Annotated in this window: 16 protein-coding genes and 1 pseudogene; 9 read left to right on the top strand and 8 right to left on the bottom strand. The window is 30.0% G+C overall.

Annotation, left to right across the window (positions count from 1 at the left end; genetic code table 11):
• Both AC2FB1_RS07485 and AC2FB1_RS07480 read left to right on the top strand, forming a co-directional pair.
• On the top strand, positions 1 to 474 hold a 474-nt coding region (locus AC2FB1_RS07485; RefSeq protein ID WP_490674630.1), incomplete at its 5' end, for an LPXTG cell wall anchor domain-containing protein.
• 104 nt (positions 475 to 578) lie between these two features.
• Complete coding sequence (locus tag AC2FB1_RS07480) at positions 579 to 2,201, top strand: poly(glycerol-phosphate) alpha-glucosyltransferase (RefSeq protein ID WP_490674629.1); 1,623 nt, start codon at positions 579 to 581, stop codon at positions 2,199 to 2,201.
• A 499-nt stretch (positions 2,202 to 2,700) separates the two neighbouring features.
• Here the strand turns inward: AC2FB1_RS07480 and AC2FB1_RS07475 are convergent.
• The 6 genes and pseudogenes from AC2FB1_RS07475 to AC2FB1_RS07450 all read right to left on the bottom strand — a co-directional run.
• Positions 2,701 to 4,011: pseudogene (locus AC2FB1_RS07475) on the bottom strand (transposase); the annotation flags it as partial.
• Between the two features lie 431 nt (positions 4,012 to 4,442).
• Complete coding sequence (locus AC2FB1_RS07470) at positions 4,443 to 5,942, bottom strand: glycosyltransferase family 4 protein (RefSeq protein ID WP_490674628.1); 1,500 nt, start codon at positions 5,940 to 5,942, stop codon at positions 4,443 to 4,445.
• Positions 5,943 to 5,960: 18 nt separating this feature from the next.
• Complete coding sequence (locus tag AC2FB1_RS07465; RefSeq protein ID WP_490674627.1) at positions 5,961 to 8,018, bottom strand: Mur ligase family protein; 2,058 nt, start codon at positions 8,016 to 8,018, stop codon at positions 5,961 to 5,963.
• Positions 8,019 to 8,180: 162 nt separating this feature from the next.
• Positions 8,181 to 9,059 carry a GTP cyclohydrolase FolE2 gene (gene folE2, locus AC2FB1_RS07460; protein WP_490674626.1) on the bottom strand — a complete coding sequence of 293 codons (879 nt, stop codon included), beginning with the start codon at positions 9,057 to 9,059 and terminating at the stop codon, positions 8,181 to 8,183.
• A 27-nt stretch (positions 9,060 to 9,086) separates the two neighbouring features.
• Entirely contained in the window at positions 9,087 to 9,752 is a 666-nt protein-coding gene (gene bshB2 / locus AC2FB1_RS07455) for a bacillithiol biosynthesis deacetylase BshB2 (RefSeq protein ID WP_490674625.1), read from the bottom strand.
• Positions 9,753 to 9,765: 13 nt separating this feature from the next.
• Positions 9,766 to 10,128 (bottom strand): YojF family protein, encoded by a 363-nt coding sequence (locus tag AC2FB1_RS07450; protein ID WP_002488035.1) that lies wholly within the window; start codon positions 10,126 to 10,128, stop codon positions 9,766 to 9,768.
• A 178-nt stretch (positions 10,129 to 10,306) separates the two neighbouring features.
• Between AC2FB1_RS07450 and hxlA the strand changes: the two genes are divergently transcribed.
• From hxlA to AC2FB1_RS07420, 6 genes are all read left to right on the top strand, one after another.
• Positions 10,307 to 10,939 carry a 3-hexulose-6-phosphate synthase gene (gene hxlA / locus AC2FB1_RS07445; RefSeq protein WP_490674624.1) on the top strand — a complete coding sequence of 211 codons (633 nt, stop codon included), beginning with the start codon at positions 10,307 to 10,309 and terminating at the stop codon, positions 10,937 to 10,939.
• Position 10,940: 1 nt separating this feature from the next.
• Positions 10,941 to 11,489: a 6-phospho-3-hexuloisomerase gene (gene hxlB / locus AC2FB1_RS07440; protein WP_002488041.1), complete on the top strand. Its 549-nt coding sequence runs from the start codon at positions 10,941 to 10,943 to the stop codon at positions 11,487 to 11,489.
• Positions 11,490 to 11,608: 119 nt separating this feature from the next.
• The gene (locus AC2FB1_RS07435; RefSeq protein ID WP_490674623.1) at positions 11,609 to 12,994 is read left to right on the top strand and encodes an AMP-binding protein; all 1,386 of its coding nucleotides are present in this window, start codon (positions 11,609 to 11,611) and stop codon (positions 12,992 to 12,994) included.
• Positions 12,991 to 14,136, top strand: a complete 1,146-nt coding sequence (locus AC2FB1_RS07430) for a thiolase family protein (RefSeq protein WP_490674622.1) — start codon at positions 12,991 to 12,993, stop codon at positions 14,134 to 14,136. Before AC2FB1_RS07435 ends, AC2FB1_RS07430 begins: the two co-directional genes overlap by 4 nt.
• On the top strand, positions 14,105 to 14,485 hold the full coding sequence (locus AC2FB1_RS07425) for a protein VraC (protein ID WP_490674621.1): 381 nt from the start codon (positions 14,105 to 14,107) through the stop codon (positions 14,483 to 14,485). The genes AC2FB1_RS07430 and AC2FB1_RS07425 overlap by 32 nt, the downstream gene beginning before the upstream one ends.
• Entirely contained in the window at positions 14,475 to 14,753 is a 279-nt protein-coding gene (locus AC2FB1_RS07420) for a hypothetical protein (protein ID WP_490674620.1), read from the top strand. Before AC2FB1_RS07425 ends, AC2FB1_RS07420 begins: the two co-directional genes overlap by 11 nt.
• 286 nt (positions 14,754 to 15,039) lie before the next feature.
• On the opposite strand, the gene vraX is transcribed toward AC2FB1_RS07420, so the two are convergent.
• Together vraX and thiD are read right to left on the bottom strand one after the other, a co-directional pair.
• On the bottom strand, positions 15,040 to 15,210 hold the full coding sequence (vraX, locus tag AC2FB1_RS07415) for a C1q-binding complement inhibitor VraX (RefSeq protein ID WP_490674619.1): 171 nt from the start codon (positions 15,208 to 15,210) through the stop codon (positions 15,040 to 15,042).
• Between the two features lie 447 nt (positions 15,211 to 15,657).
• Entirely contained in the window at positions 15,658 to 16,488 is an 831-nt protein-coding gene (gene thiD, locus AC2FB1_RS07410; protein ID WP_490674618.1) for a bifunctional hydroxymethylpyrimidine kinase/phosphomethylpyrimidine kinase, read from the bottom strand.
• A 132-nt stretch (positions 16,489 to 16,620) separates the two neighbouring features.
• Between thiD and AC2FB1_RS07405 the strand changes: the two genes are divergently transcribed.
• The gene (locus AC2FB1_RS07405; protein ID WP_490674617.1) at positions 16,621 to 17,289 is read left to right on the top strand and encodes a uracil-DNA glycosylase; all 669 of its coding nucleotides are present in this window, start codon (positions 16,621 to 16,623) and stop codon (positions 17,287 to 17,289) included.

Raw genomic sequence — 17,289 nt, 5'->3', positions numbered from 1 at the left:
AGCGACTCTGACTCAGACAGCGACAGCGACTCTGACTCAGACAGCGACAGCGATTCAGACTCAGATAGCGATAGCGATTCAGATTCTGATTCAGATAGCGACAGTGATTCAGACTCTGACTCAGACAGTGATTCAGACTCTGACTCAGATAGCGATAGCGACTCTGACTCAGATAGCGACAGCGACTCTGACTCAGATAGTGACTCAGACTCAGATTCTGACAGCGATAGCGATTCAGATTCAGACAGTGATTCAGACTCAGATTCAGATTCTGACAGCGACAGCGATTCAGACTCTGACTCAGATAGCGACAGCGACTCAGATTCAGACTCAGATAGCGACTCAGATTCAGATAAAAAATTACCAGATACTGGTGAAAATAATTCTAATGGTGTTTTATTTGGATCAATGTTTGCTGGTTTAGGTGCTTTACTATTAGGCAAACGTCGTAAAAAAGAAAACAAAGAAAAATAATTATGTTATTTTAATTAGTTAAAAGTTAAAAGCTAGGTCTAAATGGCCTGGCTTTTAATTTTCTATTAATAAATAAAATAAGTTTTGTAATAGGAGATAAATAAATGGATATAGAAAGTAGAGTAGATAAATTAATTAGTTATATAGAAAATACTACTGAAATTAAAAATAAAATTTTTCTTAGTTTAGGAAATTCTAATATTAAAGCTACTGTCAAATTATTAAAAAAACCAAATTATCTTAAAAGAAATGTTATAAATGAGATACAGAAATTTAGAAAAAAAACTGGAAAATATCCAATTTGGATAAAGTTAGATATTGTTATAAAAAGTGAAAAAATATTATTTAAAAAAGTGAGTAATGAAATAATTAAAACAAGAAGAAATTATGTAGATTTTGGTGTAGCTTTTGACGATTATTGGGATTTATCATTTTTACCAGAGGAAATCAATGCCAATGCATTTGTTAAACCAATAGAAAATAATGGTAAAAAGAAAATGATTTTGTCAGAAAGAAATATTAATAATTATTTAAGAAAATATACAAATCATAAGAAAAGTTTTAATTATGATTTCTATGAAAATAAAGAAGTTATTAAATTTTATACCAAAGGGTTTATGTTAGAGGAAAAGGATGTTTTCGAACTATATAGCGAGGGATACAAAAAAGGTTTAAGAAAAACACAGGACCTATATAAAGAAATAGATAAATTGATAAAAAGCGGCACACATTTTTTAAAAAATATGATTTTAGATAATGGAAGATATATTTATGGTTATTTTCCTCATTTTGATAATGAGATAAACTTTTATAATATATTGAGACATTCTTCTTCTACATATGCATTAGTTGAAGGATTAGCATATATAGGAGAAAATTTATCACCAGTAGAGCGAGCAATAGATTATATAATAGAAAATAATTTTTATGAAAAAGATAATATAGGATATATATTTGATGATACTGAAGAAATTAATGAAATTAAACTAGGGCAAAATGCAGCATTTATATTCGCAATTTGTGAATATTTAAAATATAGAAAAAATGATTATTATCTTAATATTGCTCAAAAAACTGCTCGTGGTATCTTATCTATGATTAACAAATCCACTTATGAAACAACTCATATTTTAAACTATCCAGATTTAACCGTGAAAGAAAAATTTAGAATTATTTATTATGATGGTGAAGCAGCATTAGCTTTGTTACGATTATATCAGCAAGATAATGATGAAGTTTGGTTAAATGTTGTTAAAAAATTGTTAGATCATTTTATAAAAAAGGAGTATTGGCAATATCATGATCATTGGCTAGGTTATTGTACAAATGAATTAGTACAAATCGCTCCTAAAGAAGAATATTTTGAGTTTGGTATTAAGAATGTTAATAATTATTTAGATTATATTGAGCAACGTGAAACAACATTCCCAACATTTTTAGAAATGTTAATGGCAACATATAAATTAATCCAAAAAGCTAAGGAAACAGGCTTTGATTATGTAGTGAATAATTTAGTAGATGAACAAAGACTAGTTGATGTGATTCATACAAGAGCTGATTATCAACGTACTGGTTTCTTTTATCCCGAAGTAGCAATGTATTTTAAAAAGCCTAGTCGAGTTCTTGGTAGCTTCTTTATCAAACATCATGGGTATCGAGTGAGAATAGATGACATTGAACACTATGTTTCTGGATACGTACAATTTCGAAAAATTTTTAAAAAATAAATATATTTCTATATTTAGTAGAATTTGTATGGAACGTTAATCAGTGAATTACCTAAAAATTTTTTCTTGTATTGTATATCAAAAATACTTTTTAACTCTTTATAAGTAGATGAAAAAAATACATTTTGTGATAATTATTAGTACAAGATGTATTTTTAAATAACAATTCGAATTTTTGAGTATTGTTTTAAAATTATTATTTAAAATAATTGGTTATCATATATAATATATTAGAAAAGAATGATTAAAATTCTAGAATCTTATAAATAAAATTAATAACTATGGTTTATTTATATTTTTTCATTTATTTAAAGATTTTTAATTTTTTAGATGTTTAGTTTTATAGTGCTAAGTAAAATTATATAAATTTTTGATGAACATTTTTTAATTTTATTGTTTTATAATTTCTAAATTTTTATATTTATTTTCTCTTAGTGATAAATCATTTTATTTAATTAATGTATTTTTTAAGTATATTTTAGTTTTTAAAAAGATAGAATTACATTAAAAGGGTCCGGGACATAAAGTTTCTGGATAAGTGAGAAAAGACAATTTCTATTGAAATAAGATAGAAATTGTCTTTTTTATAATTTTTTGATTATTTTCAGCTCGCTAAGCTGTCACTTTTCTTATATTAAGTGCCATTAGCACAAATCCTAGTTCTCTTTTAACTTTAACAGATATTCGAGTGGAACCCAAAATAGCCTTCATACATTCAAAATCAGGTTCCACATCAATTTTTCTTTGACTGTAGATAGTTTTTGTTTTTAGTTCTGAAAGCTTTTTATTAATTTGGGCTTTAAAATATTCCCAATTATAATTTTTCATTATTTTTTTATTCGTTTTTGAATTAAATTTCATACATTGGTGTTTCAGAAGGCATTCTGAACAATCATCACATTCATATAATTTAAAGTCCCGTTTAAAACTATATTTATCATGACGATAGGTATGTTTTTAAAATCTAATCGCTTATTGTTTGGACAAATATATTCATCGTTAATTTCGTCATAATCCCAATTTTGAGTATTAAAGATGTCACTTTTATATTTTTTAGTTTTATCTTTTATAAACATACCGTAGGTCTCTTGAATTGAATTTAAAAATGGTATCATCGTTCTTGTATCAGTCGGATTTTGATACACATTATAAGATAAAACGAATTGAGAATTTGTCGCTATTTGTAAATTATAACCTGGCTTGAGTTGTCCATTTTTCATATGATCTTCTTTCATTCTCATAAATGTGGCATCATGATCTGTTTTAGAATAACTATTTCTATCCTTTAAAATAGATTTTTGGACGTCGTATTTATGCTTTCGCCCAGAGTAATCATTAATTTGCTTTTTGTATTGTTTAATTTTAGTTCTTTTGAGCCGTATTTGTTTTCTTATTTTAGTACATTTTTCATTATCGATATGTTGATTTAAATCTTCGATTTCTTTATCCAAATGACTACCAATCAAATCTATTTCTTCCTTTGTTAAGTCATTATCGTGATCTTTTTTAATCTCAGGTATGATTTTATTTGTTACCAATTCATGATAGAGTGCTTTAGAATCTGCATTCATTCTTGACTCATAGTTTTGAAAACTTTTTTCCATACAAAGGTATATCGATTGGCATTCGCCTCAACTTTCGTACCATCAATAAAAATAGCCTAATCATCTATAAGATGTTGTTTCAAATACTGACTATGACATTGAATAAATAATGATTCTAATAAAGCATCTACATTTGGAATAACTCTAAATCGATTCATCGTTTTATAAAAAGGTTTTTAATTTTGTGATAGCCACATGTACTGAAGTTTCCATTGGTAGAGTAAGTTGAGTCATATTATATTCTTTACACATAATGCACCTCATTAATTTGGTTAATTGGTATTTATTAAATTATACGAAAGCCCTTATTTTTTAAAAGTATTTCAATGTAAAATTACATATAAGCATAAAGTATTTTGGCGAGACGCTTGAGGGAACAGGAAAAGCTACAGGCTGAAGCTGTCCCCTAAGAAAGCGAGCCAACAATACGAAGTATTGTAAATAAAGAAGCCAGTAAATGAATTTATAAAAAAGTCATTTACTGGCTATTTTGCTAGGAATTATGTCCTAGCCTCTTCTTTTAGTTATTTAATTGTTTATTTAACCATATTAACTTCATGAAATAACTCAGTCAATTAATTTATATACATAATGACTAATCTAAAAGAAGTATTAGTTTAACTATTTATAGTTGTAATTAACCTAAAATAGATTTTAAAAAAAGTTGCCATTTATCAATAACTTTATTTTCATTAAAATTGTTAGCATGTTTTTTACAAGCCTTAGAAAATTCATTTCTCAAATTAACGTTATATAGTAGTTCTTTTACACAATGATATAATTTTTCTTTATCATTTTTACTAATTAAGAAACCATTTTCTTTATTTATAATTAGATCTGAAGGGCCATACTTTGAATCATAGCCAATAGGAGGAATACCTTTAGCTATTGTTTCTAATAGACCTAGATTGAATCCTTCCATTTTACTAGTTATTAAAGACAAATATGCAGTTTCTATTTCTTGATCTAAATCCTGAATAAAGCCACGTAAAAAAACATTATTTTCTAAATTTAAATTCTTAATTAAAGTTTCATATTTTTTCTGTTCATTACCAAAACCATATAGATGTAATTGAATACTAGGAAAATCTTTTACTAGTTTAGAGATAAGTTCAATTTGATGTTCTAATTGTTTTTCTGGAGAATATCGAGCTATAGAAATAATTTTATTTGAATCTGTTAAATTTTTGTTTTCATTATTAAAAGAACTATTTTCAGTATAACCTACTGGAATAGTATAAACAGGAATAACATTATTTATTCTAATAGATACATCGATTTTTTGTTGATGAGTTGATACTATTATTCCAGAATATCTTGTTAAATTATTAAATAAAGGTTTATACGTGTTTTTAATTTCTGAATCATAAACGTTGTTAATGTTTTTAACATGAGTACTATGCAATATTGCTACAACTGGTATTTTAATGTTACATTTATTAAAAATAGGAGAGGTTTTAATGTTTTTATCACTTAAAAATAAGTCTCCAGATTCGTATAATGTTTCTATCGCAAATGATAATAATGAATTATTATCTTCAAAAAATTTAATTCCATCAGATGCATAATATATTATAGATTGTACTTTAGGAATTTTATCTTCTGGATTATAATATTTTTCAAATTTAACATTCTTACTAGGTGAATAATATTGTTCCATAACAACTTTCTGATTAGTTGTTAGAACTTTAGTACAACTTAAAAAACCTCTAGTATCATATAAATCTCTACGAATTTTACGTTGTTTTATATCAAAATAATTAATATAATCTAAAATATTATAATTTGAATCTACGAAATGAACGTACATTTTATACAATCCATTTTTATAAATTTTGATATCATTGGTATCTACAACGTATTTAAGAGTATAGTTACAATCATTTTCCCAATAGTTTATCCAATTAAAATATTTTTCTTTAACATTTAAACTGTCTTGAAGTACATCGTATAAACTAAAAACATCATTTTGATTGATTTTTAATAGTTGAGCGTGTAAATAAAGCCTTGGTGACCATGAAACAAATATCAATTTATTTGAAATTGAATTTTTTTTAAATAGATTTAATCTATTAATCATTGCTTTTTCTATACCAGTTAATTTACGACCTAAATTATTTCCTACTGAATATATCACTATTGGTCTCCTTTATTCTTAATATTGAGAGTGAAAAAGTGTCTCAATCGTTTTAACTGAAGGATAAGAAGTAAATATAATCGATTGTTTATCTCCTTTTATTATGCCACTTTTATATTTTCTTCCTATAATAATTTTGTTAGAGAATTTAAATAAATTGTCTTTATATGATTTAAGAATTGAATATAAATCATTAACTGTAAAACTTTGACGTTCTTTTATTGTGTGTCTACCAGTTAAATTGATAGCAACAGAATTAGATAAATCTAGTTTTTTTATTATAGAGTTTATATATTCATCTCTATGTAGCCCATTTTTGAATAAATACTTAGATAATTCATAAGTTGGAGAATACATAGGTGAATTCAACATATCTTTCATCAAATTATAAGTGCTTGTTTCTTTTCCCTCATAATATATATTATTATTAGTTGCCCAATTCCCTATAGTAACTGTTTCATTTTTTATATTATCATCTATACCTTTTAAGTAATTAAAAATTGGGCCTAAACCTTCAATAGTAGAAGAATTCTCAGAATTATATTGTTCAATAATTTTATAGTCATTATTATTAACAATAATATAACTACGACCATTTATAGATTGGCCATCAAATAATGAGCTGTTAGAGTTATCTTTTTGATAAGTAAGTAAGTTATTGGATAAATCTTTAGCAAGCTTAGGGAACTCAGTTCCTCCTGCAGAAGATTTTAATAATGTTATTGAATCATTATTACATAGATATAATAAATCTTGTTCCATCAAAAATCTATTAGAATACCAAGTTATATGTTTGTTTTTAACTCTAGTTACTACTCCTTTTAGATCGTCATCCATACATAAAATATAATCAGCATTACTATTTTCAAGTACATTAACAAGCTGTAAATGTAATTTTCTAGAATGTTTACCTAAATCACTAATTTTTCCAATTGCAATAATTTTATTCCCTTTAAAAAACTTGGTTTGAGTGTCAAAAGCTTTTATTGCATTTATCATAGCTGGTAATGAAGCATTATGTGTGTCATCAATTAAGTTAACACGAAACTTTGAAGTTTTTATTTCTTTTAAATTTAAAACTTTTTCAAATGGTTTAAATGTAATTAAGTTATCTAAAGCTTTTTGTAAAGGTATATTCAATTGAGTTAAAGCAGCAAAACTAGCTAGAGAATTTTCAACCATTCCATTACTTATTGAATTAATTCGATAAGTATATTCATTCCCCTCAAATTCGACAGTTATATCAGTGAATCCTTTATTATATTCAATAGATTTTGGATATATAGTTGCATTTGAATCTGAAGTGCTATATGTTATAACATTTTTAGTGTTTTCTTTAGCACGATTAATTAAAATATCAGAATGTAAAGTATCTTTGTTTATTATTGCAATACCATTAGAATCTAATCCATCAAAAATACTTGCTTTAACTTCTACTATATTTAAAATATCTTTAAAAGTAGACATATGAGCAGCGCCTATACCTGTAACAATAGCAATATTCGGTTTGATTAAATAAGAAGAGTTTCCTACAGCATTTAATGCATTTAATGAGACTTCTAAAACAGCAAAATTTGGTTGTCTAATTAATTTACATAGTAATAAATATACTGCTGAACGAATATTATTATTATATCTATTCTGTAATGGCATATAATCTTTTAAACCAGCGCTAATAAACATTCTTGTAGAACTTTTACCCATTGATCCAGTGATTGCTATTACTGGATTTTTATATTGTATTCTCATTTTTTCAGCTAAGTTACTTAAGGTTTGTGCAGAATCTTTTACAACAAGTTGTGGAATTTTATAAGACATATTAGAAACGTAATGCTCGGTTATTATTAGTCCAAGATCTTCTTTATCTTTCCTAATATATTCATTTCCTTCTTTAGCATTTGGCGATCTTCCAAAACGGCGCCAAGTTTTTTTGTTTGGAGAGATATATGCTGTGTTTTTATTATGTATAAAAGGAAACCAGTTTTCAAAATTATTTATTATATTATTTTCTTTATTCTTTGCATCATATAATTCCCCCCCTAATATATCGTGTAATTCTTTAATTGTAAGTGGCATATGCTATTTACTCCTTTATTTATTAACATTTTGCATTCAATTGTAATTTACATATATTATAGCACGACATAATATTAAAGAGCTTGATATATTTAACGCAATGTAAAAAACAAGTTACAATCTTCCTCGATTGTAACTTGTTTTCATTTATAAATTCTAATGTTATTTTCTATATTTTAATTTCGCAAATGCATCGTGTTGATGAATGGATTCTTCGTTTCGACATTCAATGTCAAAGCCATCAATCCAGTCAAAACCTACTAAATCTGCAGCAATTAAACGAATTAAATCTTCAACGAATCGAGGATTTTCATATGCACGTTCTGTTACGCGTTTTTCATCTGGACGTTTTAAAATTGGATAGAGAATAGAACTTGCATTTGCTTCCATTGCATCTAAAATCTTTTCTTTGTAATCATCTATGATTTCAGAATTTTTATCTAAATACACTTTTACTGTTACAACACCACGTTGATTATGAGCAGAGTATTCGCTAATTTCTTTAGAGCAAGGACAAAGTGTCGTTACAGTAGCTGTGATGGTAAGTTCTTTACGCGTTACTTGATCTTTATGAATTGCTAAACCGTAAGTAACGTCAGCATGACCCACTGCTTTAATATGAGTTACAGGACTATAACGATCAAAGAACCATTTACCTGAAACGTCTACTCCCGCAGCGTTCTGTTGCATATTGTCTTGTAATGTACGTAATACTTGATATAGTGTATCGAAATCAAGTTCTAAACCATTATTATAATGTTTCTCAACACTTTCTAAGATACGACTCATGTTAATACCTTTTTCATCTTTATTTAAGCTTGTTGAGAAACTAAATGTACCTGCTGTTTGAAATTGATCAATTTTAACAGGATATACTAAATTTTTAATACCCACTTCTTCAATTTCAAATAAGAAGTTTTTATGTGTACTTTGTAAGTCAGTCATTTCATTTTTAGTTGTGGGTTTTGTACCTTTGATAGGGTCTACTGAACCAAAATGTTTCCAGCGACCTTCTCGAGTAGATAAATCAAATTCAGTCATTCGTTTATTGTACCTCCTCTAATGATTTTAATTGTCGAAATGATACGTCCAATAAGGTTCGACTTCTAGAAAACTTTGTGTTTCTCCGCCAACTTCAGGGCTAGCTAATTGTTTTAAGAAAGGACCTGTTTGAGATTTATGAGCTTCAAACGCTTTTAATTTAATCTCTTTATATTGACTAATGTCATTTAATATATCAGGTTCTCCTAAAATATCCGGTGCATCATTACTGAATGCTACGAGTTGAAGTCTTGGACGTTCTTCTTTAGGCATACGTCCTACTGTTCTTACGACAGCTTCAGCTGTTGCTTCATGGTCTGGATGTACGGCAAATTTTGGATAAAATGAAATAATCACTGATGGATTTGTCTCCTTAATCAATGTTTTTACCATATCATCCATTTGCTCGTGTGGTTCAAATTCTACTGTTTTATCTCTTAAACCCATTTTACGTAAATCAGTAATACCAATCACTTTCATAGCATCTTCTAATTCTTTTTCGCGAATATAAGGTAGTGACTCTCTTGTCGCAAAAGGGGGATTGCCTAAATTACGTCCCATTTGTCCTAATGTGAGACAGGCATAAGTGACAGGCACCCCGTTTTCGATATAATTTGCGATTGTCCCAGCAGATGAGAAGGTTTCATCATCGGGATGTGGAAATATCATTAGTACATGTCTTTCATCTTTCATGAATCTTCCTCCTCTATACTGTGAATGGCTGTTCACTGATTTCAATCGTTGCAGCCAACTGTCCTTCGTAATTAAATCCAGCTATTAAAAATTCATTATTATCATTGATTTCATAGTGAGTCAGGCCTTGCACATATACCCAACCTCCATCACGGAGTTTCAATCCAACACGAAATGGATCTTTATCTCCGCCCTTTAGTTGCGCATGTTCATATGTGACTTGTATATTTCGCAAAAACGTACCTGCATTAAACACACGTTGATCAAAATGATTAGCATATGCACCATTCGTCGTTTCAACATGCAAATAGACAGGTTTGTTTTCAAATGTAGTTAACAATCGTTGTACTTCTTCAGCTTTAATGGGTTCCAACACGTTCACTCCTTACAACCATACAATGTGTGTATCTATCTATTTTACTAAAAAGAACGACTGAATTGTATACCTATGCTCAATTTATTTATAAATAATAATTTGAAGTGATTTAAAGGTTTAATAATATTTAACATGGGTATTTATACTACTACGACTATGATATGAAAGGATGTTTGTAATGGAATTACAATTAGCAATCGATTTACTAAATAAAGAAGAGGCAGCGGAATTAGCTAAAAAAGTTGAAGAATATGTGGATATCGTAGAAATTGGTACACCTATCGTTATTAATGAAGGATTACCAGCTGTTCAACATTTAAATGAAAATATTAATAATGCGAAAGTGTTAGCTGATTTAAAAATTATGGATGCAGCAGACTATGAAGTAAGCCAAGCTATTAAATTTGGCGCAGATGTTGTGACTATCTTAGGTGTTGCAGAAGATGCTTCAATTAAAGGTGCAGTTGAAGAAGCACATAAACATGGTAAACAATTGTTAGTTGATATGATTGCTGTACAAGACTTAGAAAAACGTGCGAAAGAATTAGATGAAATGGGCGCTGATTATATCGCTGTTCATACTGGTTATGATTTACAAGCTGAAGGACAATCTCCATTAGAAAGCTTACGTACAGTTAAATCAGTCATTAAAAATTCTAAAGTAGCCGTAGCTGGTGGTATTAAACCTGAAACAATTAAAGAAATTGTAGCAGAAGAACCTGACTTAGTTATTGTTGGTGGCGGTATTGCTAACGCAGATGATCCTGTAGAAGCAGCTAAACAATGTCATGAAGCGATTGAAGGTAAATAAAATGCCAACTTTTAACAATTATCATTTAATTCTTGAAGAAATAGATAACACGTTATCTCATCTAGAGGATAATGATTATGGACGTTTTGCAAATGAAGTGGTTGGCGCATCTCGTATCTTTACAGCTGGTAAAGGTCGCTCTGGATATGTTGCTAATAGCTTTGCAATGCGTTTGAATCAACTAGGAAAAGATGCATCTGCAATAGGTGAAGCAACAACGCCATCTATTAAAGAGCATGATTTATTAATTATTATTTCCGGTTCTGGATCAACAGAGCACCTAAGATTATTAGCTGAAAAGGCACATTCAGTTGGTGCTAAAATTGCTTTAATAACAACTAAAAAAGAATCTAAAATTGGCGATGTCGCTGATACAGTGATTGCTTTACCTGCAGGAACGAAACATGAAGCAGAAGGCTCTGAACAGCCGTTAGGTAGTCTATTTGAACAATCTTCACTCATCTTTTTAGATAGTGTCGTGATTGGATTAATGGATGCCTTTAATATTAATGAAGAAGCAATGCAAGACAATCATGCTAATTTAGAATAAAAACCATCACTCAAATATATTCATCTGAACGATAATATATTTGGGTGATTTTTTTATGTGTTATATTCTATATAATGTTAATATAATAATTAATCCAGTTAACATTCAGAGAGGGTTATATGTTAGAAATACTAAATAAATTAAATCACTATTCAATAGAACAACCAAATATGATTGCGCTATCGTTCGAAGAAAATGTATTAACCTATCAACAACTTTATACGGAAATACAGCAATTAAAATCAGTCTTCATGCATTTACCAAAAGGGTCTCGAGTAGGATTGTTAAGTAAAAGTCCTTTACATAATATGTTGAATTATTTTGCAATATTAGAAGAAGGAAGTATTCCATGTTTTCTAGATGATCAATGGTCTGAAGTAACCATTCATCAACTAATTGAAACGTATCATATTGATTATCTTGTTGATGAACAGCATAGACTGACAAAGACAAAGTCTTCTGAAACATATCCTTCTTATTTAAAGGAGCAGTCACAAGTCCATCAACTATTGCATATTGGTTTTACATCCGGGACAACAGGGTTACCTAAAGCATATTATCGAAATGAACCATCTTGGATTGCGTCATACAAAGAAAATGAAAAGCTACTTCGTCATAAAGAAAACACACTTGTAGCACCGGGACCACTTGCACATTCATTGTCTCTATACACTTGTATTTATGCGTTATATACAGGGAGAACATTTATTGGACAAACCCGTTTTAATGCGACTAAGCTCGTTAGCAAAATGAAACAACAAACTACAAATAGCGCATTATTTCTAGTTCCAACAATGTTACATGCAATAACAAAAATAAATCACGATAACTTACATTTAACGACTATTTTAAGTAGTGGGGCGAAACTCTCTTCTTCGTTGTTTAAGCGTATAGCCGAAAAATTTCAGCATGCTAATATTATTGAATTTTTCGGAACGTCAGAAGCAAGTTTTATTAGTTATAACATTAACCGTAAAGCTTCTGTGGATTCAGTGGGATACATATTTCAAAATGTAACGATTGGCTTAGAAAAAAAAGACCGTAATCATATAGGGTTATTAAATGTAAAAAGTAATATGATATTCTCTGGATATGTAAATCAATCTGTCGTATTACCTGAAACATGGATTAAAACAGGTGATTACGCTTATATTAAAGATAATCAATTATATTTAGTGAGTCGTCAAAATGAACGATTAATTATTGGTGGTAAAAATGTTTATCCTCAAGTTATTGAACAAATGATAAAAAACATTGATGGAGTAGAAGAAGTGATTGTTATAGGAGAACCGCATCCACGTTTTGGTGAAATAGCTGTTTTACTATATACAGGATCGATAGAACTTGAGTACCAAACTGTGCGACAACATATTATGAAAGTTCTATCACGATATGATGTACCTTCCAAATTTATAAAAGTAGACAGTATGCAATATACCCAAAGCGGTAAAGTTGCTCGAAATAAAATGCGTACTGCCTATGTAAAAGGAGACTTTAAATTATGAACCAACCGGTCATTGTATGGGCGAAGCGTACACCGTTTGGTAAATACGGTGGAAAATTGAAGCATTTAGAACCTGAAGGGTTATTAAGTCCTTTATTTCAAGAAATTAATTCAACCTTTCCTAAAATAATATCTAACATAGATGATGTAGTGATTGGAAATATCGTAGGTAATGGTGGAAATATTGCTCGTAAAGCATTATTAGAAGCAGGTCTAGCTGAGAGTATTCCAGGTATTACAATAGACCGTCAATGTGGTTCAGGGTTAGAAAGTATTATATATGCATGTCGAATGATTCAAGCTGGAGCAGGGCATATTTATATAGCTGGAGGAGTAGAAAGCACGAGCCGTGCCCCCTGGAAGATTAAACGCCCTCAATCAGTTTATGATACACAATTACCAGAATTTTATGAACGGGCTTCCTTTGCACCAAAAGGTCAAGATCCAAGTATGATAGAGGCGGCTGAAAATGTTGCGCAATATTATCATATTACTCGTAAACAACAAGATGCCTTTGCGATACGTAGTCATCATCTCACGCATCAATATTATGAGAATGGAAGTATAAGTAATGAAATTGTACCTTTAAACATCAAAGGTCATTTATTTGATAAAGATGAAAGTATTAAGCCAACACTTACTGAACAACGATTAAATCGATTACGTCCTTTACTATCTAACGGAACAGTAACGGTGGGAAATAGTTGTATGAAAAATGACGGTGCTGCGCTTGCACTCGTTATGAATCAAGAAACGGCATTAAAATACGGAATATCAGAGGGAATGATGTTTACAGATGCAGTGACAATAGGCGTCAATCCGAAACGACTAGGTATTGGACCAGTACCTGCCGTAACAAAATTACTTAAAAAACAAAATTTAAAAATAAGTGACATTGATACAATAGAACTTAATGAGGCATTTAGTTCACAAGTCTTAGCTTCAATTCAAGAGTTAAAATTAAATATTAATCAAGTCAATCAATGGGGTGGCGCCATTTCCTCTGGTCATCCTTATAGTGCAAGTGGAGCAGCGCTTATTACTAGATTATTAAATATGACACATTGGAAGCGGGGAGTCGCTACGATGGGGATTGGAGGAGGGATGGGGAATGCTATACTCTTCGAACGATGGGGCTTGTGAGAAAATAGAAATATATTTTAATGAACAAGAAGTAAGAGAGTATTGCGAAGTAGTTGAAAGAACGTATAAAGGCGTGGTGCCTTCACTCATGTGTGCAAACGTCTGGCCAAAATTTAAGATGTTTCAAAAGTTTGAACAAAAAAATATTCTTCTTGTGCGAACAACATGTGAAGAATTTGAACCATTAAAATGTAGACTAAAATATGATGCGCATTTAACACATAAAAGTACGAAAAAATTTAAAACATATATCCAATATATCTATGAGTTAAAAATATATAAAGATAATAGACCATGTATATTTATTAGGCAAACGTTTATAAAAAAGGAGATAAATGATGAGATTTAGTCATGATAAAGTGAGTCATTATCTTCACCTTGTTAATGATAAAAATGAGCTTCATTCAACCATTGTTCCTGGTCAACTGGTAGTGGATTGTGTATTAGCGTATTTTCAAATAGAGTGGACACAATTTAACGTTAAGTATAGAAGAACTATAGACATCGATGAAGAAGTGGTCTTTAAAAAAGTGAGTCAAAATGAAATAAAAGCTATTGGTTTAAATGGTGAAGAAAAAATAGTTATTATTAAAAAAAGTAATCATACTGATTTATAATTATTTATTTAACTGTTGATAACCCACCATAGGTGTTACAAAAGAAACAATATTATAAAAATATAGCGTTAATGTTAGTATAACTTAAAGTTCCTCTCCAAGTTTCCAAAAGGGGACAGTTTTGGACTAACATTAACGCTATTTTATTAGGGTGAGCTTTTGAATAATTAATTACTTTTTAAAGTTTTGAGTATTAGGGGCATTTTAACTTTAAAAAAAGATTTTGAAATATTCATCTGTGTTCGATCTCAATTAGGAAAAACACTTTTTAAGTTTTGAAATGTGATTAATAACTTAATTTCATGTTATCAACGTCACTTTCTAGTAGAGAGAGCAATTGATAGATGTCATTTTTACTAAACGTTTCATCGAATTTTACCGTAATCGTCTTGAAGGTCTTTGTAATGATTTCGTATATTGGGATACCATTTTCTATATTTTGCTTGTAGATAATCATGTTGTTAATTTCTCCTTTGTCTCTCTACACTTAATATAGTAATGGATTTTATTATAAAAAACATGAGTCTATGGTACTAACTTTTACTGCAACGGACTGTGTAGAGTATACTACGACTAAATACCTAGAAGATAATGAAGATATAAGAAAAGCTTTTAATCCTAGTGTGACCAAACTATCATACACAAGATTAAAAGCTTTAGAAGTGCTTATATTTCTTTAAAAATACAGCATAGACAATAGCTGATTGAATTGAAAATTATGCTGGATTAGCTTCTTTCAACTCTAATGCTAGGGCCCCAACAAAGAGACTTTCAAAAAGAAAGTCAACGATCAACGCAAGTTGGGGTGTCGGGGAAGGACAATGAAATCTAACTAAGGATTACAAAAGACTAGTGTCTTTTGCATAAGAAGTACTAGCATTTTTTTCAAAAATGCAGTACTTCTTTAAACTTCTTTGACGTCGACGTCGATGTGTTCTACGCGGTTGTATGCGCCGTGATCAACTGGGCCTACAAAGTCGTTCATTTTCCAACCATTTTTAATTGCTGATGCCACAAATGCTTTAGCACTAATAACAGCTTCTTTAGGTGATTTACCATTTGCCAAGTAAGCTGTTGTAGCTGCTGCAAATGTACAACCTGCACCGTGGTTATAACTTTGTTGGAACATATCAGTTGTTAATTGATAATATGTTTGACCATCATAATATAAGTCATAAGATTTATCTTGATCTAATGCTTTACCACCTTTAATAATAATATGTTGAGCACCTTGATCATAAATGATTTTTGCAGCTTTTTTCATATCTTCAATTGATGTTAATTTACCTAATCCAGATAATTGACCAGCTTCAAATAAATTAGGTGTTACGACTGTTGCTTTAGGTAATAAATATTTAATCATTGCATCTGTATTTCCTGGGTTAAGTACTTCGTCTTCCCCTTTACATACCATAACTGGGTCTACTACGAAATATTTTGCACCTGATTGTTCAAATGCTTCTCCAGCACGTTTAATGATTTCTTCAGTTCCAAGCATACCTGTTTTAACAGCATCTGGACCGATTGAAATGACTGTTTCTAATTGTTTTTCGAATAAATCCATTGGAAGTGGCGTCACATCGTGGGACCAAGTTTCTTTGTCCATTGTTACAACAGCTGTTAAAGCCACCATACCGTAAGTGTTTAGTTCTTGAAATGTTTTAAGGTCGGCTTGCATACCTGCTCCAGCGCTTGTATCCGAACCGGCAATTGTTAAGACTTTTTTTAATGCCATGTATTATCACTCCTGTCAATTATTTACATCTTTATTTATCTTATCATGTAACTCAACTATTGTTCTAGCATGAAGGTATTAAGGGGATTTATATCACGTTATAGAGGAGTCATATGTTAAAATATAAATGAGGTGAAAACGATGGAATGGTCAGACATTTTTCATGACATTACAACAAAACATGATTTTAAAGCAATGCATGATTTTTTAGAAAACGAATATACGACACAAATCGTCTATCCAGATAGAGAAAATATTTATCAAGCTTTTGATTTAACACCCTTTGAAGATATTAAAGTCGTGATTTTAGGTCAAGATCCATATCATGGGCCTAATCAAGCACACGGGTTAGCATTTTCAGTTCAACCTAATGCTAAATTTCCACCATCTTTAAGAAATATGTATCAAGAATTAGAAGATGATATTGGATGTCACAGAACTTCTCCTCATCTACAGGATTGGGCGCGTGAAGGTGTTCTGTTATTAAATACTGTGTTAACTGTACGTAAAGGTGAAGCACATTCACATAAGGATATTGGATGGGAAATATTTACAGATGAAGTTATTAAGGCCATTTCAGATTATCGTGAAGATATTGTCTTTATCTTATGGGGAAAACCTGCGCAACAAAAGATGAAATTAATTGATACATCTAAGCATTATATTATTAAATCTGTTCATCCAAGTCCATTATCTGCTTATCGTGGTTTCTTTGGATCTAAACCTTATTCTCGTACAAATGATTATTTAGAATCTAAAGGTAAAACACCCATACAATGGTGTGAAAGTGGGGAATCTTAA

This window comes from Staphylococcus sp. CoH_129_LAB_1 (genome assembly GCF_058191515.1).
This window is presented reverse-complemented; position numbering and strand designations above follow the sequence as displayed.

Bases quoted from the DNA above. Each gene is read 5' to 3' on its own strand.
- AC2FB1_RS07480 (WP_490674629.1), top strand. From the start codon at position 579: ATGGATATAGAAAGTAGAGTAGATAAATTAATTAGTTATATAGAAAAT.
- AC2FB1_RS07465 (WP_490674627.1), bottom strand. From the start codon at position 8,018: ATGCCACTTACAATTAAAGAATTACACGATATATTAGGGGGGGAATTA.
- folE2 (WP_490674626.1), bottom strand. From the start codon at position 9,059: ATGACTGAATTTGATTTATCTACTCGAGAAGGTCGCTGGAAACATTTT.
- bshB2 (WP_490674625.1), bottom strand. From the start codon at position 9,752: ATGAAAGATGAAAGACATGTACTAATGATATTTCCACATCCCGATGAT.
- hxlA (WP_490674624.1), top strand. From the start codon at position 10,307: ATGGAATTACAATTAGCAATCGATTTACTAAATAAAGAAGAGGCAGCG.
- hxlB (WP_002488041.1), top strand. From the start codon at position 10,941: ATGCCAACTTTTAACAATTATCATTTAATTCTTGAAGAAATAGATAAC.
- AC2FB1_RS07435 (WP_490674623.1), top strand. From the start codon at position 11,609: ATGTTAGAAATACTAAATAAATTAAATCACTATTCAATAGAACAACCA.
- AC2FB1_RS07430 (WP_490674622.1), top strand. From the start codon at position 12,991: ATGAACCAACCGGTCATTGTATGGGCGAAGCGTACACCGTTTGGTAAA.
- AC2FB1_RS07425 (WP_490674621.1), top strand. From the start codon at position 14,105: ATGCTATACTCTTCGAACGATGGGGCTTGTGAGAAAATAGAAATATAT.
- AC2FB1_RS07420 (WP_490674620.1), top strand. From the start codon at position 14,475: ATGAGATTTAGTCATGATAAAGTGAGTCATTATCTTCACCTTGTTAAT.
- vraX (WP_490674619.1), bottom strand. From the start codon at position 15,210: ATGATTATCTACAAGCAAAATATAGAAAATGGTATCCCAATATACGAA.
- thiD (WP_490674618.1), bottom strand. From the start codon at position 16,488: ATGGCATTAAAAAAAGTCTTAACAATTGCCGGTTCGGATACAAGCGCT.